The organism is Epilithonimonas hispanica, from assembly GCF_003385395.1.
Lineage (GTDB): Bacteria > Bacteroidota > Bacteroidia > Flavobacteriales > Weeksellaceae > Epilithonimonas > Epilithonimonas hispanica.
On sequence record NZ_QNUG01000009.1, the window covers coordinates 30,123 to 55,698 of the forward strand.

The 25,576-nt window shown below is 34.4% G+C and carries 21 protein-coding genes; 14 read left to right on the forward strand and 7 right to left on the reverse strand.

What is annotated here, in order from left to right:
* Positions 1-7 precede the first annotated feature (7 nt).
* The 5 genes from DRF58_RS05435 to DRF58_RS05455 all read right to left on the reverse strand — a co-directional run bounded on the left by DRF58_RS05435 (position 8) and on the right by DRF58_RS05455 (position 5,059).
* Positions 8-490: a SixA phosphatase family protein gene (locus DRF58_RS05435; protein WP_116033672.1), complete on the reverse strand. Its 483-nt coding sequence runs from the start codon at positions 488-490 to the stop codon at positions 8-10.
* Positions 491-635: 145 nt separating this feature from the next.
* Complete coding sequence (locus DRF58_RS05440; RefSeq protein WP_116033674.1) at positions 636-1,709, reverse strand: NAD(P)H-dependent flavin oxidoreductase; 1,074 nt, start codon at positions 1,707-1,709, stop codon at positions 636-638.
* A gap of 97 nt (positions 1,710-1,806) precedes the next feature.
* Entirely contained in the window at positions 1,807-2,475 is a 669-nt protein-coding gene (locus DRF58_RS05445) for a DUF2461 domain-containing protein (RefSeq protein ID WP_116033676.1), read from the reverse strand.
* Between the two features lie 61 nt (positions 2,476-2,536).
* Complete coding sequence (locus tag DRF58_RS05450; protein WP_116033677.1) at positions 2,537-3,454, reverse strand: T9SS type A sorting domain-containing protein; 918 nt, start codon at positions 3,452-3,454, stop codon at positions 2,537-2,539.
* A gap of 243 nt (positions 3,455-3,697) precedes the next feature.
* The gene (locus DRF58_RS05455; RefSeq protein WP_116033679.1) at positions 3,698-5,059 is read right to left on the reverse strand and encodes a M20/M25/M40 family metallo-hydrolase; all 1,362 of its coding nucleotides are present in this window, start codon (positions 5,057-5,059) and stop codon (positions 3,698-3,700) included.
* Positions 5,060-5,185: 126 nt separating this feature from the next.
* Between DRF58_RS05455 and DRF58_RS05460 the strand changes: the two genes are divergently transcribed.
* On the forward strand, positions 5,186-6,541 hold the full coding sequence (locus DRF58_RS05460) for a deoxyguanosinetriphosphate triphosphohydrolase (RefSeq protein WP_116033681.1): 1,356 nt from the start codon (positions 5,186-5,188) through the stop codon (positions 6,539-6,541).
* A gap of 74 nt (positions 6,542-6,615) precedes the next feature.
* Here DRF58_RS05460 and lipB read toward each other — a convergent pair whose 3' ends face one another.
* Positions 6,616-7,326: a lipoyl(octanoyl) transferase LipB gene (lipB, locus tag DRF58_RS05465; protein WP_116033682.1), complete on the reverse strand. Its 711-nt coding sequence runs from the start codon at positions 7,324-7,326 to the stop codon at positions 6,616-6,618.
* A gap of 267 nt (positions 7,327-7,593) precedes the next feature.
* A complete protein-coding gene (locus DRF58_RS05470) occupies positions 7,594-8,382 on the reverse strand; it encodes a T9SS type A sorting domain-containing protein (protein ID WP_157966708.1) in 789 nt (262 codons plus the stop codon).
* Between the two features lie 106 nt (positions 8,383-8,488).
* Between DRF58_RS05470 and DRF58_RS05475 the strand changes: the two genes are divergently transcribed.
* The 13 genes from DRF58_RS05475 (at position 8,489) to DRF58_RS05535 (ending at position 25,573) form a co-directional block, all read left to right on the forward strand.
* Positions 8,489-10,624 (forward strand): TonB-dependent receptor plug domain-containing protein, encoded by a 2,136-nt coding sequence (locus DRF58_RS05475; RefSeq protein ID WP_116033686.1) that lies wholly within the window; start codon positions 8,489-8,491, stop codon positions 10,622-10,624.
* A gap of 11 nt (positions 10,625-10,635) precedes the next feature.
* Positions 10,636-11,736: an HmuY family protein gene (locus DRF58_RS05480; RefSeq protein WP_116033687.1), complete on the forward strand. Its 1,101-nt coding sequence runs from the start codon at positions 10,636-10,638 to the stop codon at positions 11,734-11,736.
* A gap of 18 nt (positions 11,737-11,754) precedes the next feature.
* Positions 11,755-12,636, forward strand: a complete 882-nt coding sequence (locus DRF58_RS05485) for a heme/hemin ABC transporter substrate-binding protein (protein WP_116033689.1) — start codon at positions 11,755-11,757, stop codon at positions 12,634-12,636.
* Between the two features lie 69 nt (positions 12,637-12,705).
* Complete coding sequence (locus tag DRF58_RS05490; RefSeq protein WP_116033691.1) at positions 12,706-13,746, forward strand: FecCD family ABC transporter permease; 1,041 nt, start codon at positions 12,706-12,708, stop codon at positions 13,744-13,746.
* Positions 13,743-14,519: a heme ABC transporter ATP-binding protein gene (locus tag DRF58_RS05495; RefSeq protein ID WP_116033693.1), complete on the forward strand. Its 777-nt coding sequence runs from the start codon at positions 13,743-13,745 to the stop codon at positions 14,517-14,519. The genes DRF58_RS05490 and DRF58_RS05495 overlap by 4 nt, the downstream gene beginning before the upstream one ends.
* A 247-nt stretch (positions 14,520-14,766) precedes the next feature.
* Complete coding sequence (locus DRF58_RS05500) at positions 14,767-15,411, forward strand: class I SAM-dependent methyltransferase (protein WP_116033694.1); 645 nt, start codon at positions 14,767-14,769, stop codon at positions 15,409-15,411.
* 140 nt (positions 15,412-15,551) lie between these two features.
* Positions 15,552-16,574 (forward strand): hemin-degrading factor, encoded by a 1,023-nt coding sequence (locus DRF58_RS05505; RefSeq protein ID WP_116033696.1) that lies wholly within the window; start codon positions 15,552-15,554, stop codon positions 16,572-16,574.
* Positions 16,575-16,653: 79 nt separating this feature from the next.
* On the forward strand, positions 16,654-17,526 hold the full coding sequence (locus DRF58_RS05510; RefSeq protein ID WP_116033698.1) for a ChaN family lipoprotein: 873 nt from the start codon (positions 16,654-16,656) through the stop codon (positions 17,524-17,526).
* 58 nt (positions 17,527-17,584) lie between these two features.
* Complete coding sequence (locus tag DRF58_RS05515) at positions 17,585-18,262, forward strand: response regulator transcription factor (protein ID WP_116033699.1); 678 nt, start codon at positions 17,585-17,587, stop codon at positions 18,260-18,262.
* An 84-nt stretch (positions 18,263-18,346) separates the two neighbouring features.
* Entirely contained in the window at positions 18,347-19,711 is a 1,365-nt protein-coding gene (locus tag DRF58_RS05520; RefSeq protein ID WP_116033701.1) for an ATP-binding protein, read from the forward strand.
* Between the two features lie 209 nt (positions 19,712-19,920).
* Complete coding sequence (locus DRF58_RS05525; protein ID WP_185144531.1) at positions 19,921-21,168, forward strand: TolC family protein; 1,248 nt, start codon at positions 19,921-19,923, stop codon at positions 21,166-21,168.
* Complete coding sequence (locus tag DRF58_RS05530) at positions 21,168-22,250, forward strand: efflux RND transporter periplasmic adaptor subunit (RefSeq protein ID WP_116033703.1); 1,083 nt, start codon at positions 21,168-21,170, stop codon at positions 22,248-22,250. Before DRF58_RS05525 ends, DRF58_RS05530 begins: the two co-directional genes overlap by 1 nt.
* Before the next feature lie 224 nt (positions 22,251-22,474).
* The gene (locus tag DRF58_RS05535; RefSeq protein ID WP_116033705.1) at positions 22,475-25,573 is read left to right on the forward strand and encodes an efflux RND transporter permease subunit; all 3,099 of its coding nucleotides are present in this window, start codon (positions 22,475-22,477) and stop codon (positions 25,571-25,573) included.
* Positions 25,574-25,576: the final 3 nt, after the last annotated feature.

The following is a 25,576-nucleotide window of genomic DNA, read 5'->3' on the forward strand; positions in this document are numbered from 1 at the left end:
TTAGAAATTATGGATTGAAATTCTTTGGAGAATAAAAAAATAAAAACCGTTTTTTTGCTATTTCGAAATCGCTCCAATTATCACAATCTATTTCATAGCCAACAACACCAGAAGTCGGCAGATTGACAATCTCATCAGTTAAAGAATTAGCAAAATTAGAAATCCCATTATTATGTGAGAATAGAGCAACAGACTTGATAGAATCATCTAATCCATAAATCAAATTTTCAAAATTACTTTCTCTAGGATTATATAATGTTTTGTCTGTAGAAAAAGATTTCTCAAAAACTTCCGAAAATAATTCACAAGTATGAAGAGCACGTTTCGCAGGACTTGAAATAAAGCTGTCTATCTCTACCGATTTTTCTTTTAGTAAATGAGCCATTTTAGGTGCATTTGTAATTCCCAAATCATTAAGAGGGCGGTCAAAATCTTCGACATCTACTGGCCAATCGCTCTTGGCATGTCTCACGAGTAAAAGTGTTTTCATTAATAATGAATTAATATTAAATTAAAATTAATAAAAAAAACGATACGTTGATTTTTTACTTTATAATTTTTGATATGTTATTTCTCATCAATATTTATATTATTCTGAAAAATCTACTTTTTTTAAGTTTTTTAATCTTTGAAAGTTAGCTTTGGTAAAAGTTATTCTCTGTTTCTTCAATTAATTTTTTCAGAATATAAGTTGTAGATTTTTCACTCAATTTATTAATAGATTGTCCAGTCCATAGATTGACAAATTCTGAATTGTTTTGTTCTCTCGCAACCTTACGCAATTCCCCTGTCAACTTATTCTGATAAGGATATGGAAGTATAAAATCCGAATTTTCTATAGTTTCGATAAAAGTATTCTTGATTCCGCTGGCATATCTTCCTGAAAAACTTTTGGTCAGGATAATTTCACCTTTGTTTACATTTCTTAATCTTTGTTTTTCAAAATCTTTCAAAGCACTTTCTTGTGAACCTAGTAATAGACTTCCAATTTGAAATCCGTCTGCTCCTAAAATTTTTGTTGCTAAAAGTGTTTTTGCATTGTAAATTCCGCCTGCATAGATAATCGGAACTTTTACCGTGTCACGGATTTGGGATAGAAGCGATAAACCACCAATTTGAGGGATATTTTCATTCGTAAAGCTTCCTCTGTGTCCGCCAGCTTCTATGCCTTGAGCACAAATAATATCTATCCTAGATTGTTCCAAAATCAAAGCTTCGCTTACCGAAGTGCAAGTTCCAATAAGGATTGTTCCATTGTTCTTCAATTTTTCAATACTTTGTTGGTCGAGATTTCCAAACGTGAAACTTACAATTTTACAATTTTCAGAAATAATTGTATCTACTTGTTCTTGATAGGAATTAATTTTGATTTTATCAATTTCAGGAAGGTCAACTTCGATATGATTTTCCTTAACCAATTCTTCAAAGAAACTCTTAGTTTCAGAGTACTTCTTTTTCAGTTCCTCTGTAATTTCTGGAATCTCGTGAACAAAAATATTAACAGCAAAAGCTTTATCTGTGAGTTGTTTTGTCAATCTGATTAATTCTGAACATTGTTTTGAATCTAAATCAGCCAAAGCTAAAGAACCCAAACAATCAGCTTTTGAAGTTGCAGCGACCATTTCTGGAGTTGTAACGCCAAACATGGGCGCTTGGATGATAGGATAGGAGATGTTTAATAGTTTTGTTATGCTATTGTTCCAGTTCATAATGATTGATTATTTTTTTGAAATATTTAAAAATTATAAAATAAAACAGACTTCAAGAGAGCAAATAAGACCTCTGAAGCAAAAGAATCAAATGTTTTTAACTTCCAATAGCTTCGTTGAGAAACTGATTAAAAGGATATATTTCTTTAAAAACTTTAACGGTATTCTTTACAAAGTTTGCATTCAAAACATCTTCATTAGAAAGGGGATGAAAGACCGTGAACTGCTTGAACTTGAGATAAAAGCCCATCGGATTTTCTTTATCGAAACCTTGTGGGATTTTTACTAATCGATTACCTTGTAATTCCAGAACATCTTTGAAAGTTTTTTTATTAAGGATTTTTAGGAAATCTTCGCCTTCAGAACTGATTTTTTCTCGAATAGCTTTCAAGTTTTTTGATTCGGTCATATAAACACCACCAGCAAGGAAAGATTTGCCGGGTTCTATATGAACATAATAACCTGCTTGATTCAAAGTTTTGGGTCCTTTTTCTACCAACGAAGCTCCGATATTGGTCTTATAAGGCGTCTTATCTTTGGAAAATCTTGTGTCTTTGTAGATTCTGAAAATGCAATTCTTAGCTTCCAATCGTTCTACACTTTTATCAAATTCTTCAACTTCGGAAATAATTTCATTCACAACATTTTCAACATTCTCTTTTGCTTTTAGATACAAGTTTTTATTTTCATTAAACCATTCTCTGTTATTATTAAATTCTAATGTTGAAAGGAAGTTTAATGTTTCTGGATTTATGACGTTTTTCATCGGACTAATATTTCGATTAAAATTAAATAAAAAATCCCGCTCAGTAGCAGGATTTTCAATTTTATTGTTTGATGAATTTGGAATTGTAAGTTTTGTTTTTATCAGTTTTGATGTCTATCATATAAACACCTTTTGGCAAGCTTTCTACGTTGATTTCGGTCTGTTTCGAAATCGTTTTCAGTTTTTGTCCTGCTACATTGTAGATGTTGATTTCATTAATGTTTTCGTTATCAGATAGATTAACTTTCAGAATATCTTTGACAGGATTCGGGTATAATTTGATGTTGGCTTTCGTTACATCATTTACGGCTAGTATTTGATCATTGATTTTTATATTATCAATATAAGCACTTCCACCAAAGTTATCGTGGACAAAGTTAACGCCTGTAATATTAGTTTGAGCAAAATTCGGAATTGTTTTAATTAGCACTCCATCGATGTAAAATTTGATTTCGTTGCTATTGGTTTCAGATCTTAGATGGTACCATCTGTTGGGTTCCCAAGTAAAATCGGTACTTTCATAGCCATAATCTTCATCATTTACAACTTCCAGATTACCTGTATAGTTGAAAGAGTAGATAGAAACCGGCATAAACTCGTCTGTATCTACAACTCCAAAAGTTCCAAACTCAAATGTAGAGCCTTCTAATTCTGTAATAAAAACATCAAAATCTACGATTGTATGTTGAAAATTATAAGCTCTATCAAACATTTTAGCAGCTCCATAGATTGGGAACCAGCCAAAATTTTCTGCTTCATCTACACTTATTTTCAAAGACTGAGTACCATCAAAAGCTTTTTCTGTAGAAATCGTTTGATTGTTGATAGGATTTTCATCATTATTAAGTGTAACTTCCCAACCATTTTGTGCGTTAATACTTCCAGCAGAGTAACCTTCCGAAGCTTCGAAAGAAATGGTTTGTTGTGCCAATGAAAATGACGAGATAAAGGATAGAATGAATAAGTATTTGTTCTTCATAAATTAAAAATTTGTCAATGATAAGTAAAATAAAACTTAAATCAAATCATTTTTGATAATGAAATGTTTTTAATTGTGATTTTTCGTTAAAACAAGTTTTCGTTAAAATAAATGTTGGTGGAATTGCTAAACCTTTTGGCTTTATTACCTTTTCTAGAAAAATTCAAATATTATATCGATGAAAAATAAAAGCTGAATCACTCAGAAATGATTCAGCTTTTTGATTCTTGAAAGGACTTTAGATTACCAATTTTTATCAATCATATAAATTAATTGTCCCATTGCAACTGCCCCCAAAAGCATTTCTCTACGATTTACTTTTTCAAAAGTATCTTCTGCAGTATGATGAATGTCAAAATAGCGTTGAGAATCAGGAACAAGTTCTGCCGTTGGAACATCTAATTCATTCAGAGGTTCTACATCTGTTCCCGAATATGTTTTCGTGAAATCATAAATGCCATAAGGAAAAAACAAACTTGCCCAAGATTGAATTTGTCTGCGTTTACCCTCTTTCATATCCAGTCCAAAACCTCTTGGCGTAAAACCTCCGCCATCACTTTCTATAGCAAAAAGATGCTTCTCATTATTTTTCTGAGCTTCTTCCTTATATTTTTTTCCACCTTTTACGCCGTTTTCTTCATTCGCAAAACAAACCACGCGGATTGTGTGATTATTTTGAAGATTAAGTTTCTTGAAAGTTCTTAGGATTTCGATACTTTGTACAATACCTGTTCCGTCATCAGAAGCACCTTCTCCCACATCCCAAGAATCAAGATGACCACCAACCACAATCACGCTTTGGTCTTTCTTGCCCGTGATTTCTCCAATCACAGAATGTGAAAGCTTGTCCGGTTTCATAGTACAGTTGGAATTAAGTTTCGCCAATATTTTTTCAGATTTGAGTGTTTTTTCAAGTTCATCAGCACTTTTTGGTCCTATTGCTACGGCCGGGATTTTTTCTATTCCTTCCTGATATCTCATCATTCCGGTGTGAGGCACATCATCAAAAGACGAAGAAAGCGAACGTATGATTACAGCTTTTCCGCCTTTTTTAGCAACTAAAGAAGCGGTTGTAGATCGATACTTTCCTGCATCGCCATAAGCTTGTCCGGTAGAAATAAATGTCTGATTGAATGGATAATTAAAGAAAACGATTTTACCTTTTACATCAGCTTCAGACAGTTTATTGAACTCATCAAAGGATTTTACAAGGATAATTTCTGCAGTCAGATCTTGACCTTTTGTCCCTTCTGAATTTCCTAATGACAACATATTTAGTTTTTTCCATTGTCCTTTTGCTGTTTTGATTTGTAAAGATTCTTTGCCTCGTACCCAAACCGGAACCATTACTTCCTGATACCAAACTTTGTCTGCACCTGCTTCTTTTAGTTTGTCGAATGCCCATTTTGTAGCTTTCTCATAAGATTCGGATCCGCTGAGTCGATGACCGATATTTTTGGTAAGGTCATATAAATTAGAATAGGCTTGTTCGTTGATTAGGATTTCGTCCGATATTCTTTTGAACTGAATAGAATCCTGCTTGTTTTGTGCAAATAAAATTCCGCCCAGAAGGAGCGGAAGTATTTTGATTAAGGGCTTTTTCATTTATAAAGTAGATTTTTCATTTCAAAATTAAACAATTAATATCATTATCTGGTTATATTTTGAATTTGTCCGAATCAAATGCAGGAATAGGCTTAATTTGAAAAGTAAATTATTTATTTTTGTGGAATGGATTTGAATTCAATTTTTACCAATCAACGTACAGGAAATAATCCGCATACCAAAGTTTCCAGAACCGATTTTCAAAGAGATTTTGACAGAATCATTTTCTCATCAGCTTTCCGAAGATTACAGAACAAGACTCAAGTTTTTCCACTTCCGGGAAGTGTTTTTGTACACAATCGTTTGACACATTCTTTAGAAGTTTCTTCTGTTGGTCGTAGTTTAGGAAGTGTGATTGGTGAGTTTATCCACGATAATTTCATCAATGATCTTAATGAAGATTCCAAGAATTTTTATCTTCATAATCTAGGAAATGTGATTGCAGCAGCTTGTCTTTGTCATGATATTGGGAATCCTGCTTTTGGACATTCGGGAGAAGATGCAATTGCGAGTTATTTCGATAGAAATGAAAGCGATTTAAAATCGAAATTCAATGAAAAAGAATGGGCAGATCTTATTAATTTTGAAGGAAATGCCAACGCCATCAGAGTTCTTGCGCAACAACAGCAAGGCAAAGATGCAGGCGGAATTCAATTGACTTTTGCAACATTGGCAAGTATTGCAAAATATCCTTGCGAGGCGATTGCTAAGACGAAAGGTATTATTCATCGTAAGAAGTTTGGTTTTTTTCAGGATGAGAAAGATATTTTTCTTGAGATTGCAAAGGGAACATCAATGATTCAGGAAAATGAAAATCCTTATATTTTTAAAAGACATCCGTTTGTTTGGTTGGTAGAAGCTGCTGACGATATCTGTTACAACATCATTGATATGGAAGATGCGCACAGATTGGGAATTGTTTCTACTGCGGATTGTAAAAATCTCTTCTTCGAATTGGTGAAGTCTGAAACCAATGATATCAATAGAGTAGAGCAAAAACTGAATTCTATCAGTAACGAAAATGAACAAATCTCTTATCTGAGAGCCAAAGTCATTAATGCATTAATTAATAAATCTGTAGAACTTTATAAAAGTAATTTCAATACAATTCTGGAAGGTAATCTGGACAAAGGACTTTTGGATATTTATAAATCTGAGAACAAAACTTTACAGGATATTGAAAGTTTTTCCATTGAAAAAATTTACAATCATAAAGCGGTTGTTGAAATCGAAAATGCTGGTTATAATGTAATGTATGAATTGCTGGATCATTTTATTCCTTCGATTTTGAAATCCGCTGATGAAAGAAAATCTTACGATAAAAAAGCTTTAAAGCTTCTTCCAAAACAATTCTTTTATGAAGAAGGAACAGATTATCAAAAAGTTCTCGGTGTGATTGATTTCGTTTCCGGAATGACGGATAATTTTGCAACCGATCTTTATAGAAAAATTAAAGGAATTGATATCGGAATGACGATGTAGTAAGGATTTAAATTATGAATTATAGATTTTAGATTAATTCAATTTAAAATTTACAATCTAAAATCTATAATTGTTTAAGAAAGTTCGCAGCCAAAAACATCTGCAAAATGTTTCTTGATTTTGACTTTTACTTCTTCCATATCAACTTCTTTTTCTAATTCCCGTTTCAAAGAAGTCACTTGTTTATCGGTGATTCCACAAGGAATGATATATTCGAAATAACGCATATCTGTATTTACATTCAAAGCAAATCCGTGGATCGTAACCCAACGAGAAGCTTTGACACCCATTGCGCATATTTTTCTGGCATAAGGTTTTCCAACATCCAGCCAAACGCCTGTTTCGCCATTGGAACGTTCTCCTTTCAATCCGTATTCTGCAATAGTTCGGATGATGACTTCTTCCAAATCTCGCATGTATCTGTGAATGTCAGTATAGAAATTTTCCAAATCCAAAATAGGGTAACCAACAATCTGTCCGAATCCGTGATAAGTAATATCACCACCGCGATTAACTTTAACATAAGTCGCATTGATTTCTTTCAGTTTGTTTGCATTAGCCAGAAGATTTTCTTCGTGTCCGCTTTTTCCTAAAGTATAGACGTGCGGATGTTCTACAAATAACAGGTAATTATTAGTTTCTTTCTGATCTTCAGGAATGTCTCTGTTGTACTTCTTAGTATCGAGATTTTGTTTCAGTAATTCTTCTTGATAATCCCAGCTTGGTTGATAATCTTTGATTCCTAAATCCTGAAACTTGACTTTTTTATTGATGATAGAATTCACTTCAATTGAATTAATTATACAAAATTACTTATTATTTTATCAAGTGGCAAGACGCAAAAAAACCACCCGAAGGTGGTCTTATAAAGAATAAAATCTGAAAATATGGCTTATTTCACAATAAGCTTTTTGGTTTCTGTCTGTCCTCCATATTAAAAATTAAAATATTTTATGAAATGATAAATGTCATCAGCTGATTAGATTTTGTGTAACACAAAAAAAGCCTTTTAAGTTTTCTTAAAAGGCTAGTAGTTTTAAAATAATTGTTAATTATTTTTTGATGAATTTAGATTTTACAGATTGTCCATTTTTGTTTTCAATAACGATGAAATAAACACCAGTTTTCAATCTTGTAATATCAAGTGAGTTATCAATTATTTTTCCTTCAGTTGCAATTGCTCCGGTAGCCGAATAAACTTTTGCGCTAGAAAGTTGCTCTGTAGTAGAGAATTTTAAAGAATTGTTATCTGCAGAAACAGCAAATTTCAGGTTACTTGAGTTGAAAGCACTTTCGTTAACTGCTAAGTTTGCGCCATATTTTACATTATCGATACGGATAGGTGTATGCATAGTAGCAGAAGTAGTTCTTATAACTAGATAAGTGCCTGTAGAAGCTGGGATTACCACTTTTACATTTTGAATAGACGTACTTGTAAGTTCAATTGGATTACCTACAGCTACAAAGGTTGTCATATCCGCAGGGTTACTTGCAACTCCAACTTGTACGACTCCTGTTGTACCAAGACCACCGGCTTCCATTGCTGTGTCGAAAGATAGAGTTTTGTCTCCAGCTGGTGCTACAATCTGTGGAGTGATAAGGAACATGTCCTTTGCAACATTACTTCCTGGATATGCTTGGATATATTTATCAGAACCGGCAGTAACAATCATCATAGCTGGTGGTGCTGAGGTGAATCCAGGCAAACTTACAGACCATCCATTTTGAGGGAAAGTTGTGTTACCAGATGTGAAGTTATTGAAATCTTCATTAATTGTTATTAATTGCGCATTAGCAACTACAGCTAATAAAGATGTTGCCAAAAATAATTTTGCTTTCATATTAGATATTGTTAAACTTAAATTGTTATTTAGAATTATTCCACAAAAGTATGTATTTATTTTTAATGATTCTAAATAAAGCCTTATCTTCGCAAAAATTTTTTCAATGAAGAAGCGAACGATGAGCCTTCTGTCCATAGCAGTTTTGAATTTTGCTTATGCTCAGAAAGATACTCTTAATCAAAAAAATATTGAAGAAGTAGTCATTACAGGACAATATAATGCTCAATCTATCAACAAATCTATCTATAAAGTTGAAGTAGTCAATGCTGAGCAAATCAAAAATATGGCGGTAACTAACGTTGCTGAAGTTCTAAACCAAAATCTTAATATTTTAATTACTCCAAATTCTAGTTCTGGAGATTCTCAAGCCAATATTATGGGATTGAGTGGAGAATATACAAAGGTTTTGATTGATAATATTCCTGTAGTGAGCGATCAAGGAATGGGTAATATCTTTGATCTTACCAAGATCAATGTCAATAATATCGAGCGTATAGAAATAGTAAAAGGCTCTATGGGTGTAGAATATGGTAACAATGCAATGGCAGGTGTTATTAATATTATTACCAAAAAGGATTATCAGAAGAAAATCAATATCAACGCTTCTTTGCAAGAAGAAACGGTTGGGAAAAATTATGATTGGTATAAAAAAGGAAACGGGAGACATATTCAGAGTCTTAATTTAGGATATAGAATATCAGATAATTGGACTTTTTCCGCAGATATTAATCATAATGATTTTCAAGGATTTCAAGGCATACAAAAAGGTTATAAACATTTTGATGAGAGCGTAAATGGAGAACGTGGTTATGAATGGCAACCAAAAGATCTATTAATTGCTAATGCAGCATTGCGATACGCAAAAAATAAGACGACATTGTTCTATAAAGTTAATTTTTTGACCGAAGAAATTAATTACTATGACCCTAATACTAATGTTTTACCTTTTGCTGATGGTGAAAGAACATTTACTTCAAATGATGTGGATTATTTTACAAAAAGGTGGATTCATCAGCTAAATGTCACGACTAAATTAGGCGCAAACATTAATTATACAGGAGATTTCTCTTATCAAATCCAAGAAAGACAATCTCAAGATAAACTTTATGATGTACCCAATAGGTATGTAAGATCTACAGATCCAAAACAGACCTTTTATAAATCTGAAGTTCTATATTCTAGAGGCATGTTCAGTAACTTTTTAAATAGCGATAAAATTAATTTTCAGATTGGTTATGAGCTAGATCGTACAAAAGGTTTTGCAAATTCTTCTACTTTTGAAAATCAAATTGGAGATAACGACAAAAATATAAACAGAACCATTTTCAATTACGCTAATTTTCTTTCAGCAGAATGGAATCCTTTGAATTGGTTATCCTTTCGTCCAGGTATTAGATTGGCTTTGAGTGATAAATTTGATGAACAGTACAATTACTCATTAACTACCAGATTCAGAACATCGGAAAATTCAAATATCAGAACTATTTTTGGTTCCGCCAATCGTTTTCCGAAGTATGATGAGCTCTACACTTACATTGTAGATATTAATCACGATATAAGAGGTAATGAAAATCTAAAGCCAGAAACGGGATATTCTGCAGGTGCTTTTTGGGATTATGCAACGGCTACTTCAGGCAATTGGAAACTTAATGTTGGACTTAGTGGGATGTATATGGATGTAAAAGATCGTATAGAAAGTGTAATTGTAAGTAACGTTCCACTACGATACACCTATCTGAATGTGGATAATTACAAATCAATACTATTTGGAGGAAGTTTCAGTGCAAGAAAAGATAATTTCTCATTCAATGCTGGGATTTCTACACTAGGAATTTCTCAAAACTTAAATACTGGAAATACTACTTCCGATGATAATTTTAATTATTATATGGAAATTAATGCTGCAGCAAACTATACCTTACCGGTAACTAATACTTTATTTGCATTATACTACAAATATACCGGCAAAAGCAAATTATATTCATTAGAGTTTAAAGATGCTGCAGATACAGGAACATACGTATTAGGAGATATTGGAGATTTTAGTATGTTAAATTTTACAGTTAGTCAACCATTCTTCAACAACCATTTTGAATTAGCTCTTGGTATTAAAAACATTTTTGATGTTACTAGTATTAGAAATACTGTTCAGTCTGGCACTGCGCACAATGGTCCTGCTGGTACTCAGAATTTGTTCTATGGAAGAAGCTATTTCGCAAGAGTTAATTATAATTTTTAAAAGCTGAGAAAATGAAAAAATTATTATTCATACTAATATTAATTGTTACACTACAATCTTGCCTTAAAGATAACGAAGATCCAATTGCCGTTTCTCCAATAGAGGGAGCTATTGCTAATCCAAGCGTTGCGGGACCAACACAGCCTAATCAGGTTTGGGTAGATCTAAGTGATGTTGATGCTCAAGGTAACCCCAAACAGACGCTTAATGTGCGTACAGATTGGGATTTGGCTTTCTATTCGGGTGATGAATTTAAGGTCGTTCTCAATTCTTCAATAATGATGGCGGCTGGAAAAATTCCTAAAGTTACAGATATTAATCTTGTAAAAGAATCAGATGTTGCAGAGCTTAAAACTAAAGTTCAGGTTGCTAATTTTGATCCAACCAATGTTTCTTATGTTGATGATGTAAAAGGTAATTTTCCTACTGATTATACTGCTATTTCAGAAATTGCAATTAATGATGCGGATAATGCAGTATATCTTGTTAATTTAGGAAAAGATATTTACACTGGAACTGTACCTGTAGGTTCAATAACTACCGGAGGGGATGAAAGAGGTTGGATGAAAATCCAAATAACCAGAGCAGGGACAGAAGCTTATAAAATTAAGTATGCCAATGTTGCCGATACAACTTATAAAGAATATACCATTTCAAAAAATACAGATTATAATTATACTTTTTTTAGTTTAAAGAACAATAAAGAACTTCTTATTCAGCCTCAGAAAGAAAAATGGGATCTTTGCTTTACAGTATTCACAAATGTGATAGAAGGAGCGGGAACTTACATTTATGGAGATTTTGTATTGGACAATGTAATGGGAGGAGCAGCTTCTTATCAGATAACAATTCCTTCAAATGTTAATGCTACGGAGTATTATAACAATTTCAAAGCTTCTGATATTGATATGTCAAAATTTAATTATACAGATCAAAGAACAATCGGTGCAAACTGGAGAAATCCTCTTGGAACAAACGGATTAGTAACTTATGGAGACCGATTTTACGTATTGAAGGATCCTGAAGGTTTTTATTTCAAAATTAAGTTTCTGAGAATGACAAATGACGATGGCGTTCGTGGCTATCCACAATTCGAATACAAACCACTTTAATCAAACCAAAATAAATCTATGAAAAATATCAAAATAGCTGTTCTTTCAGCGCTTCTTTTAGCCGGGTTTTCTTGCAAGAAAGAGGATTCTAAAGTTGCAAAACCCGAAGAAACAAAAACTGAAGTACCGGTTTCTAATCAAAAAATAGTAAGTATCAGTGGAGGTGTTACGGAGATTGTAGCTGCGCTTGGTCACGAGAAAGAAATCGTTGGGATTGATGTTACAAGTACGTATCCAGAAAGTTTGAAAACTACTGCAGAGGAATTAGGACACGTTCGTTCTATGACTATTGAACCGATTATGAAACTTAATCCAACTTTGATTTTAGCTTCTGATAAAGACATCAATCCGGATTTATTAGAAAAAATCAAAGCTTCTAAAATCAAAACGGAGCTATTCAATCAAGAGTTTTCTATTGATGGAACTAAAAAGTTAATTGACCAAGTTGCAAAAGCTTTAGGAAATACAAATCAGCAAGCATTATTAGAGAAAATTGATGTAGACGTAAAACAAATCCAGCCAATCGCTAAAAAACCAAAAGTCCTTTTTATCTACGCTAGAGGAAATATGATGATGGTTGGCGGAAAAAATACACCAATGGCAAGTATTATAGAAATTGCAGGAGGACAAAATGCAGCAAATGATTTCGAGGATTTCAAACCTTTGACACCGGAAGCGGTTGTACAATCAAATCCTGATGTACTGTTGTTCTTCTCAAGTGGATTGCAAAGTTCAGGTGGAATAGAAAGTGCACTTAAAATGCCAGGCGTTCCTCAAACGAATGCTGGTAAAAACAAAAAAGTAATCGCATTGGACGGCGGATTATTGTCTTCTTTCGGACCAAGAGTTGGAGAAGCTGCTTTAAGTTTAAACAGATTGTTAATCGAGTCTTCAAAATAAAACTTTGAACCTAAAAGTTCAACATTAATAGTTGTAGGTCTAACCTATGGAAAGAAATAATTAAGCGTTTTGAAATCAAAAAGTCTTACATTTTACGCCATTATCGGTATTATTTTATTAATACTGATGATGGTTTTAGCTTTAAATATTGGTGTTTACGATTTTGGTAATTCCTCTTCTTACAAAGTATTGTGGAAGTTTTTAACCAGTGATTCTTCATTATCATTAAGTGAAAAATATGTCATTTGGGATGTCCGAACTTCACGAATTGTAATGGCTGTTTTAATCGGAAGTATGTTAGCAGTTTCTGGAACAACTTTACAAGGAATGTTCAAAAACCCTTTAGCAACGGGAGAATCGATTGGTTTAACATCAGGAGCTACTTTGTTAGCGGCGATTGCAATCGTTCTCGGACATACTTTTGAATCTTATCTTCCTGAAATCATAAGAAATTCTTTAGTTGGCGTTTCTGCATTTGTCGGAGCATTTTTAGCAATGGTAATAGTTTATAGGATTTCCACAAGCGCAGGAAAAACAAATGTTGTAATGATGCTGCTTTCCGGAGTTGCAATCACATCCATTGGTTTCTCATTTGTAGGATTTTTGATTTATATATCTAAAGACGAACAGCTTAGAGATTTAACATTCTGGAATCTAGGAAGTTTAGCAGGTGCAACTTGGACAAGAAACATTATTTTATCAATTGTCTTATTATTTTCCTACATTATTATTTTACCGAAAGGAAAAGCCCTAAACGCAATGTTGCTGGGAGAAAAAGATGCACAGCATTTAGGAATTAATGTTGAGACTTTGAAAAAACAAATAGTATTGATAACTTCATTAATGATAGGAACTTGCGTCGCATTTTCGGGCACAATCGGTTTTGTCGGATTGATTGTTCCTTACATTTTGAGATTATTATTCCGTTCAGATTATCATTTCATTTTGCCGTTATCAGCGATTTGTGGAAGTATTTTGCTATTGCTTGCAGATACAATCAGTCGAACAATCGTTGCACCGTCAGAATTACCAATTGGGATTTTAACATCATTGATTGGAGGTCCAATTTTTATCGTCATTCTAATCAAATATAAAAACACATTAAGATGATAAAAGGACATGAGATAAACTATCAGAGTCAGAATGTCAGCATCTTAAAAAGTGTTGATATCAATGTTGGCTATGGCGAATTTCTGGCAATTGTTGGTCCAAATGGAGCAGGGAAGTCAAGTCTGTTAAATGTTCTTGCCAACGAAATTAAAACCGATAAAAAACAGGAAATATTTTTCAAAGACAAAATAATTTACGACTGGAAACTCGAAGAATTATCAAAACATAAAGCCAAAATTTCCCAGCATAACTCTCAGGATATTCCGCTTTTGGTAAAGGATGTTGTGATGATGGGACGTTATCCTTACTTCGGTTCTCAGCCGACTTTGGAAGATATAAAATCGACGGAAATTACTATGGTGGAAACAGAGATTATTCATTTTGGGGATAGAGATTATAATTCACTTTCCGGAGGTGAAAAGCAAAGGGTTCATTTGGCGAGAGTTCTGGCTCAATTAGATAACGATATTGCACACAGACTTTTGTTTTTGGACGAACCACTCAATAATTTGGACATCAAACACCAGCACAATACATTAGAATTAATTAAAAAATTTACTCAAAACAATAACACCGCAGTCGTTGTTTTACACGATTTGAATTTAGCTGCCAGTTTCGCAGACAAAATTCTGTTGATGGAAAAAGGAGAAGTTTTAGCTTACGGTGCTCCGGAAGAGGTTTTTACGGAGGAGAAAATCAGCCGTGCTTACAACTTTCCGTGTACCATTTGCAAACATCCGGTCAACGACAGCACAATGATTTTATTTGGTTAAAAGAATTATTTGGGCAGCTTAATCCGCCTTCCGCTCCCAATCTTTTTTGCAGACGATTTCAGTTTAAATAGAACTCAAAGTACAAGCAAAAAAGGATTTTCGCTCAAGTCGGGCTGCGAGCAATTCGCTGTTTAAGAAAGCTACGAAGTAGTGATATGTTGGTATCGAAATCAACAAAACCACAATCAAAGTGCGAAGCACCGAAATGTTATTAATTAGAAAATTTGCCTCAAAAAAAACTAAAAAAATGACAGAACAAGAACTCAAAATATTAGCAAAAAACCTCGCAAATCCTGAAGGTGAAATGGGGAAACAAATTGCTAAAATGATGAATGAAACCAATATCACCATGACCAGAGAAAGTATCAAAGCTTTGTTGCTGGAAGATGGCAATAATGTTTTAGAAATAGGACCCGGCAATGCAGGACATTTGTCTTACCTTTTAGATTTTGCAGAAAATATCACATACACAGGTCTGGAAATTTCTGAAACCATGACGTCCGAAGCTGAAAGCATCAAATCAAAATATCTTTCTCAAGCCAATTTTCAATTATACGACGGAAACAAAATTCCTTTTGATAACGAAAGTTTCGATAAGGTAATGACCGTCAATACGATTTATTTCTGGGAAAATCCTGTGGAATTCTTTAATGAAATTTACAGAGTTCTAAAAAAAGACGGAAGTTTTGTCCTCACATTTGCGAAGAAAGATTTTATGAAAAACCTGCCTTTCACAGCGGATTTCAAACTTTACAATTACGAAGATGTGGAAGAATTAGTAGCAGAGACCAATTTCAAAAGGATGATTCGTTCAGATAAAGAAGAATGGATAACCAGCAAAACTGGAACATTCGTAAAACGAGAATACAAAGTTCTAACAATCAAAAAGTAAAAAATAGTAGCTTATATTTTCAACTTTTCTAAGCGATAGCGCTTTTGTGAACCTTAAAACAGTTAGTAATAAAAAATCTTTGTGAGCTTTGTGTTAAATAAAGCAAGCATTTAAAATAAACAATAAAAAAACAAATCAATATGAGTACGTTAATCAATGATTTAAAAACAAAATGGGAAGCTCTGAAAGCAGAAAATCCACATCTTAGAATAAGAAACGCGGCGGAACAATTAGGTGTTAGCGAAGCAGAACTTTTAGCTACAAGCATCGGAAATGGTGTAACGGTACTTAAACCGGAATTTGCATCACTTTTACAGGAAGTTGTAAAGCTTGAAAAAGTAATGGCCTTGACAAGAAACGACGAATGTGTTCACGAGAGAAAAGGCGTTTATTTGAATCCTGATTTTAGCAATCCTCACGGACAGGTTTTCGTAGGAGAGGACATCGATTTAAGAATCTTTATCAACTCTTGGAAATTCGGTTTTTCTGTTGTTGAAGGCGACAGAAAAAGTTTTCAGTTCTTCGGAAAAGACGGATTGGCTCTTCATAAAATCTATTTAACCAACAAAAGTAATGAAGCAGAATTTGATGCTTTAACAGAGAAATATAAAGCTGACGAACAGTTTGCAGAAATCACAACAGAACCAATTGCTCCAAAACCAGTAGAAAAAGCAGATTCTGAAATTGATGTAGCGGGTTTCCAACAAGCTTGGAAAGATTTGAAAGACACGCACGACTTCTTTATGATGACTAAGAAATTCGGGGTTAGCAGAACTCAGGCTTTGAGATTGGCTCCGGAAGGTTTTGCTCAAAAAATTGATAATTCTAAAGTGGTAAATGTTTTGGAAGATGCTTCTGAAAAACACATTCCGATTATGGTTTTCGTTGGAAACAGAGGAATTATTCAGATTCACACAGGTGAAGTTAAAAAGACGTTTTGGCACCAGCAATGGTTCAATGTGATGGATCTGGATTTCAATTTACATCTTGATACGACTAAGATTGGGGAAACTTGGATTACAAAAAAGCCAACAGAAGATGGAGAAGTAACTTCGGTAGAAGTGTTCAACAAAGACGGTGAATTTATCGTTCAATTCTTTGGAAAAAGAAAGCCTGGAAATCCAGAACTTCAGGAGTGGAAAGATTTGATTGCCGGTTTATAAATAAGAAATAATTATGATTAATCCGAAGTCGTTTTATAGTTTTAATTTACTTTAGAACGACTTCTTTATTTTATTCTTAATGAAAAAGTTATTGTTGTTTATTGCTATAATAGGTTTAAGTAATATAAATGCACAAAATTTTGATGCTTTTAAATTCTATAACAAGAAAACAAAAGAAGTTTCTTCCAAAAATTTAATCAAAGAATTGGCGGATTATGATGTTGTATTTATTGGAAAACATCACGATAATTCTATCAATCATTGGTTGGAAAAAAGATTGACGGAAGCTATTTTTGAAAAGAAAAACGGACAGATTATTTTAGGAGCAGAAATGTTTGAGAGAGATAATCAACAGCCTTTGAATTCTTATCTCGCAGGAAAAATCGATGCTAAAAATCTGAAAGATTCTGTAAGACTTTGGAAAAATTACGAAACCGATTACAGACCTCTGGTTGATTTTGCGAAAGACAAAAAGCTCAATTTCATTGCAACGAATGTTCCTAGAAAGTACGCTTCTCAAACTTCTAAACAAGGCATTAAAAGTTTGAATGAATTACCGGAAGCTGAAAAAAAATATATTGCCAAATTGCCGATAGAAGTGACTTTGGAAACGCCTGGATACAAAGAAATGAAATCTCTGATGGGAGACCACGTTGACGAAATGAAATTAATGAATTTTGTCTCAGCTCAAGCCATAAAAGATGCGACAATGGCAGAATCGATTTTCCAAAATCTGCAGTCCGGAAAGACTTTTATCCATTATAATGGCGATTATCACAGCAAGCAATACGGCGGAATCTACTGGTATTTGAAAAAGAAAAACCCAAACTTAAAAATTGCAGTTATTTCAGTTTTTGAATCTGAAAAACCGGATTTGTCTTTACCTGAGAAAAATTTTGTTCCAACAGAATTTAATTTGGTGATTCCGAGTGATATGACGAAGACTTATTAGAATAGTTTATTTCAGTCCAATTACTTTTTCCCATATTTGTAAATTAAATCATCACAAAATGCTGGCTTTACTTTTAGAAGACGATGCGGTCTTGTCTTCAGAAATTGCACTTTTCCTAGAATCCAAATCCATCAAAACCGACAAAGCGGAAGATGGCGAAAAATTTCTCGATATATTTTCTAAGAAGCCTTACGACGTTTTTCTTTTGGACATCAATGTTCCGAAAATCAATGGATTGGATATTTGTAAAACCATTCGAGAAACCAATTCCGAAACGCCGATTATCATTATTTCGGCTTATGACGGAATCGAGGAGAAGAAAGAAGCGTTTTTGAGAGCGGCGGATGATTATTTGGTGAAACCATTTTTGTTGGAAGAATTATTATTGAGAATCAATTCTCAAATGAGAAGACTGACACCAAAAACCGAAGAAAAAGAAAAAATTGTTATCGAAGATCTAATCATTTATCCCGAAGACAGTAAGGTTTTCCGTTCCGGAGAAGAGATCAATTTGACCGTAAAAGAATTCCAATTATTGGTTTTACTAGCCAAAGCCAATGGCAGAACACTTTCTAAGCAGCATATTTCCGATGAAGTCTGGAAAAACCAGTTCCAGTCTACCAACAATGCTATCGAGGTTTACATCAACTTTCTGAGAAAGAAAATCGATAAAAATTTCAAAACAAAACTGATCCATACCAGACCAGGTTTCGGATATTATTTAAGCCCATTGTAAGAATTGGAATGTTTAGGGTTTGAGAATTACAATCCTCAAACGGAAATCAAATATCATTTATCACTCATCATTAATAATTAATTTATGTCCCTGAAACGTAAAATCGCATTTAGTCTAAGCATAGCATTTTCTCTGATTTTTGGGATCATGATGTTTGTGATTTATGTGTCATTCAATGATTTCCGGAGAGATGAGTTCAAGGAACGTTTCCAGAAACGTCTGGTTTTCACCGTTAATTTCATAGAAAAAGCCAATGATTTTGAAAGGGAAGCTCCTTTATTTTTTGATGAAAATTCCGATAACGTTTTATTGAACGAAAACATCATTATTCTCAATGCCGAAAAGGAATTGGTTTACAGCACGCTGAAGGATAAAAAAGTGACCTGGGATAATGTTTTATTGGAGAAACTCGACAAAGAAAAGACAATTTATGATGAAAAATCTCAACCTGAGATTTATGCGGCGTTGAGAACAATTAAAGGTGAAAATTACTACATTCTTACCAGCGCTCAGGATGTAACGGGAGAGTCCAAACTGGCATTCCTAGGTTATACACTGATGTTTTCATATATTATTAGTGTTTTGTTGATTTGGTTTTTCAGCTATTATTTGGTTTCCAAGTTTCTTGAACCATTAGAAATACTGAAATCGGAAATTTCAGATATCAGTGTCCATAAGTTGACAACACCGGTTGTTGTTAAAAATTCTGAGGATGAAATCGGCGTATTAGCAAAATCCTTCAACCTGATGACAGGTCGTCTAAACGATGTTTTCCAATCTCAAAAAGATTTCAATTCCAGTGCGGCTCACGAGATGCGAACCCCTTTGACAAGGATGGCTTTTCAGTTAGAGAATTTGATTCAATTAGAAAATCACTCGGATAAAACTAAAACTACTTTGCAGCAGATGTTGCAGGATGTTTATCAATTGTCAGACCTTACCAAATCCTTACTTTTACTTTCCAAATTCGATAAAGAAGGGATTGCCAGTGTTTATGAAGAAGTCAGAATTGATGAAGTAGTTTTCGATGCATTTGAGACTGTTCATCGTAATTTTCCTGAATTCAAAATGGATTTTCAGATTGATGAAGAAAGTATAGAAGACTCTATTTTAACAGTGAAAGGTGTAAAATCTTTATTAGAGATTACATTTATTAATTTGTTCAAAAACGCAGCTTTATATTCAGATAATCAGGAAGTTGATATTTCGATTAAGGAAACCGATTTTAGGATTATCGTCAAAGTATTTTCCATCGGTTCAACTATTCCGATTGAAGAAAGAGACAAACTTTTCGAAGCCTTTATGAGAGGAAGTAATTCTGAGAACAAAGCAGGTTCTGGTCTTGGTTTGCGCATCGTAAAACGTATTTTAGAATATCATAAAGCAGACATCACTTATTCTTCACTTTCGGACAGTGAGAATCTTTTTACCGTGGTTTTCAACAAGTAATTTTTTGATTTTTAGTAAATAATATTTGTCATTCCACACGAATCTCAGCGTCGTTTAGATTCCTGCGGAATTACAAACTATGCATAAAAGTCTATCATCTATCCGTCTATTTTCTTTTCTTCCAAACCACAATTAAGCTTTTTTTAAGTCCTATTTAAGTCCGTTTTAATCTCGATAAGCCACTTTTGCAAAATCAAAACGAGATAAGAATGAACAAAATAACAACATTGGTGTTATCCGTTTCGGCATTTGTTTGTCTTTCCGGGCAGAAGCAGATGTCTCTTCAGGATTGCGAACTGGCATTTCAAAAAAACAACCTCCAGCTTCTCGCCGCGCAATACAATATCAATATGGCGGATGCCGATATTATTCAGGCAAAGATTTGGGAACTACCTCAGATAGAAGGTTATGTGAATGCCGTGAATCCTCAGGACAAAAAAGTTTTTGATGTGACCAAAGCCAAAGGCGTAGAAATCACACAATTGATTTACTTAGGTGGAAAAAAGAAAAACGAAATCCAATTTGCAAAGTCTAACAAAGAGCTTTCACAATTACAGTTCAATCAATTGTTGGTTGACCTTCGTTCACAGTTGAGAAGCATTTATTACAACTTGATTTACGAGCAAAAAAAACAAATCAGTGTTGATGCTCAGTTGAAATATATGAACGAACTTTTGGCAGCGTACAAAGTTCAGACAGACAAAGGGAATATTTCGTTGAAGGATTTTGTGAGACTTCAAAGTATTGTCATTCAATTGAATAATGACAGGATTGAAATCAATAATAATATTCTTGGATTCCAGCAAACGATGAAAGTGTTGACTGGAAATCAGGAAAAAACCATTGCTAATTTCTCAAAACCCGAAGAAAACGAAATCCTGATTTCTCAACCTTTCGGAGATTTGGAAATCCTTCAGGAAAAAGCGTTGCAAAACAATGCAGATTATCTCTATAACTTAAAATTGATTGATAACAGTAAGCTTTACGCACAATGGCAGAAATCACTCAATGTCCCAGACCTAAATCTCGGCGCCGAATATGACCAAGCTTCTGGAACTTTTAATAATGAAATTAATCTAAAAGTAGGAATTCCCATTCCGCTTTGGAAAGTGAATAAAGGTAATGTTGAAAAAGCAAAATATGCGATTCAACTAAACGAGAAAAATTCAGAATATCAAAAACTGAATCTCCAAACTCAAGTAGAATCGGCTTATCAGACTTGGAAAAATCAGTACGACCAATATTTTGAATTGAAAGCAATCGATTTGGAAAATCTAGAAACAGTTTATAACGGAATCCTCAAAAACTTCCGAAACGGGAATGTAAGTTTGATAGAATTCACCGATTTTATGGAGAGTTACAGACAGACCGTTTTACAGATTTATGAGATGAAAAAGCAGATTATGATTTCTGCAGAAGACCTGAACCAATTAGTACAAATCAAAATCTTTTATTAATGCGAAAAATTATTACACCCATTATCATTTCAGCAGTTTTGCTGTCTTGTTCCAAGCAAGAAGAAGTAAAACCGGAAGAAACAAAAGGTTTTGAACTCAGCCAAACGATGTTGAAATCCACAACATTCGCGAAAGTTGAGAAGAAATTTATCGAAGACGAATACAGTTTTTACGGTAAAATCTCTGCAGATAAAAATAAATATATCGACATTTTTCCTTTGGTGGGCGGTAACGTTCTCAGCGTGAATGTAGAATTAGGAGATTATGTCACCAAAGGTCAGGTTTTGGCAACGATTAGAAGTACAGAGTTGGCAGAAGTTCAGAAAGATGTCAGCGATTCCAAAACCGATTTGATAGTTGCAGAAAACAATCTTCGTGTTGCAAAAGAATTGTACGCAGGAAAACTTAATACAGAAAAAGACGTTCTGGAAGCAGAAAGCGAAGTCAAAAAAGCTAAAGACGCATTGCGCCGTTCCAATGATGTCAGCACGGTTTATAATGTAAAAAAAGGCAATATCTACAGTGTTATTTCGCCGATTAACGGTTATATCGTTCACAAGGACATCAACAAAGATATGGAACTGAGAAGCGACAGGAGCGAGAATATTTTCGATGTTGCCAACACCAAAAATGTTTGGGCAATAATGAATGTCAACGAAGCAGACATCGATAAAATCACGTTGGGAATGAAAGCTCAGGTTTCTACTTTGTCTTATCCAGACAAGGTTTTTTATGGTCAAATCGATAAGATTTTCAAAATCATAGCCCCTGACACCAATGCGATGCAGGCTAGAGTAGTGCTGGACAATTCGCAAGGATTATTGATTCCCGACAGCAAAGCGACGATAAAAGTTTCCAAATCCGAAAACGCAACAGCCTTGGCAATCCCTTCCAAAGCCGTGATTTTTGATGACAACAGATATTTTGCTGTGGTTTACAAATCGCAGACCGATATCAAGGTCAAAGAACTTAAGATTTTGAAACAAAACTCGGAGACAACTTACGTTTCAGAGGGACTTTCCGAAGGTGAAACGGTTGTAACCAACAATCAATTATTGATTTACCGCTCTTTGAATAACTAATGAGATGAAAGATAATAGAGAAAAGATAAAAGACCTACAATATTTTTGTTTTTATCTCTAAAGATATCTTCATAATTAATATTAAAATTCATCGAAAGAATCCGAAGGATTCAATTTGAGTAGCCGTAGGTGCAACCTATGGAACAAAATTCAACATACAAATAGAACCCGAAGGGTTCAATATCAATAACCGTAGATACAATCTATGGCAAAAACAAAAACGTATGAACAAATTCATCAAAAATATCATAGCATTCTCACTCAAGAACAAAGCTTTCACTTTCATTTGGGTAGCGATTTTGGCGGTCTCGGGATTTATCAGTTTCAAAAATATGCCGATTGAAGCATTTCCAGATGTAACCAATACTCAAATCGTTATCATTACCCAATGGAACGGACGAAGTGCAGAAGAAGTAGAACGTTTCGTTACTACACCTATAGAACTGGCAATGAGTCCTGTTCAGAAAAAGACCAGCGTCCGAAGTACAACAATGTTTGGACTTTCCATTGTCAAGATTTTATTCGAGGATGGCGTCGATGATATCTTCGCTCGAAATATGGTTAATAACCAATTACGAACTGTTAGTTTACCCGAAGGAATCGACCCAGAAGTTCAGCCACCTTATGGACCAACAGGAGAGATTTTTCGATATACACTCGAAAGTAAAGATAGAAATTCAAGAGACCTTTTAACATTGCAAACTTGGGTTGTTGATAGAGCACTTCGAAGTGTTCCAGGTGTTGCGGATATTAACGTTTTCGGAGGTCAGGACAAAGTATTTGAATTAAGTATCGACCCAAGAAAATTAGACAAATACAATCTTACACCTTCCGAGGTTTTGGATGCCGTAACCAACAGCAACCTGAATGTCGGTGGCGATGTTATCGAGAAAAGTGGACAGGCTTATGTTGTTCGTGGAATAGGTTTGGTAAAATCGATTTCGGATATTGAGAATATTACCGTTCACAGTGATGGCGGAAACCCGATTTTGGTTAAGAATGTAGCAGACGTTCACGAAGGTTCTTTACCAAGAGTTGGCCAAGCTTCGTTAGATAATGAAAAAGATACGGTTGAAGGAATTGTGGTAATGCGAAAAGGCGAAAATGCGCAGGAAGTTCTTCTAGCTGTAAAAGCCAAAATCGATGAGCTGAACAACAAGATTCTTCCAAAAGATGTGAAGATGAAAACTTTCTACGACCGCCAAAATCTAATGGATTTCACCACGAAGACGGTAATGCACAACCTTTTGGAAGGAATCATTCTGGTAACGGTTATCGTTCTCATTTTTATGGCAGATTGGCGAACCACTTTGATTGTTTCGATTATCATTCCACTATCGTTGTTATTTGCATTTTTCTGTCTTAGGATGGCGGGAATGAGTGCGAACTTATTATCATTGGGAGCCGTCGATTTTGGGATTATTATAGACGGAGCCGTCGTAATGGTCGAAGGATTATTCGTAATGCTCGACCATAAAGCCCACAAATACGGAATGGAGCGCTTCAACAAAATGGCGAAAGCAGGTTGGATAAAACAAACCGGAACAGGATTAGGGAAAGCAATTTTCTTCTCAAAACTGATTATCATAACCTCACTTTTACCAATCTTTTCTTTTCAAAAAGTAGAAGGTAAAATGTTCTCTCCATTAGCATTCACATTAGGATTTGCGTTATTAGGTGCATTGATTTTCACATTGACTTTAGTTCCTGTAATGTCACATTTATTATTAAAGAAAAATGTGCGTGAAAAGAACAACCCATTTGTGAATTTCTGGGATAGAAGTGTAATGAAAGGTTTCAAATTCACTTTTAGAAATAAGAAAATAAGTCTTTTAGTTTCGACGGTAATTCTAGCTATTACACTATTCTCTGCCAAATTCCTTGGAACAGAATTCTTACCTCAATTGAATGAAGGCTCGCTTTGGATAACCGCGGAAATGCCGATGAGTTCATCACTTAAAGAATCTCTGAAAACGGCTGATGTTCTTAAAAAAGATATTATGAGCTTCTCAGAAGTGACTGGTGTTCTAGCACAGACAGGTAGAAGTAATGACGGAACAGACCCTAATGGATTTGGATTCGTGCAGTTTGCGGTAAGTCTGAAACCAAGAGAAGAATGGAAACGAAAAATCACTTATGATGAATTGGTGGAAGAAATTGATAAGAAGCTAAAGAACTATCAGGGAATTACTTTCAATTATTCTCAACCGATTTCCGATAACGTTGCCGAAGCTGTTGCTGGTTTCAAAGCAGAAAACGGAATCAAAATCTACGGAGATAACCTTCATACATTGGACAGATTAGCTGAAGAAGTTTTGGTAGCAATCAAAGATGTGGGAGGTGTAAAAGAACCGGGAATTATCAAAAATATCGGACAGCCGGAAATCAGCGTGGTTTTGGACAGAAATAAAATGGCAGCTTATGGTGTTTTGCCTGCCGATGCTCAGGCAGTTTTGGAAATGGCATTTGGTGGGAAAACAGCCTCAGAAATGTTTGATGGAGAAAGAAAATTCCCTATCAGACTGCGTTATGCTGAAGATTATAGAAAGAATGAAGAAGATATTGCTTCTCTTATGGTTCCGACTCAAGACGGTGCGAAGATTCCGTTGAAGGAAATCAGTACGATTGAGAAAGAAAATGGCGCGGCGTTTATTTATAGAGATGATATTAAACGTTACATCGGAGTTAAGTTTTCTATTCGAGATAGAGATTTGGGTGGAACGATTGCTGACGCGCAAAAAAAAGTGGATAAAATCAAATTACCAGATGGCTACAGAATCGGATGGACAGGACAATTTGAAAATCAGCAAAGAGCTACGAAACGATTAGCTCAAGTTGTTCCAATCAGTATTCTGGGGATTTTCTTCTTGTTGTTCATTTTGTTTGGAAATATGAAAGATTCTCTTTTAGTTTTGGCTAACGTTCCATTTGCATTGATTGGAGCTATCATCGCGCTTCATTTGACTCATATGAATTTTGGGATTTCTGCCGGAGTTGGAATGATTGCCTTGATTGGGATTTGTATTCAGAATGGGGTGATTTTGATTTCGGAGTTTCATCAGAATGTGAAGAATGGTTTGTCCTTAGATTCATCCATAATGGAAGGTGTGAAAGTGAGAACCAGACCAGTTGTCATGACTGCTTTGATGGCTTCGATTGGATTGCTTCCTGCGGCGCTTTCTACAGGGATTGGTTCGGAATCCCAGAAACCTTTGGCAATAGTCATCATTGGTGGATTAATTACTGCAACCGTTTTGACGCTTTTGATTTTCCCTATTATTTTCTGGATTTTCAATAGAAGCAAGAATGAAGTTATAAATTAAGAG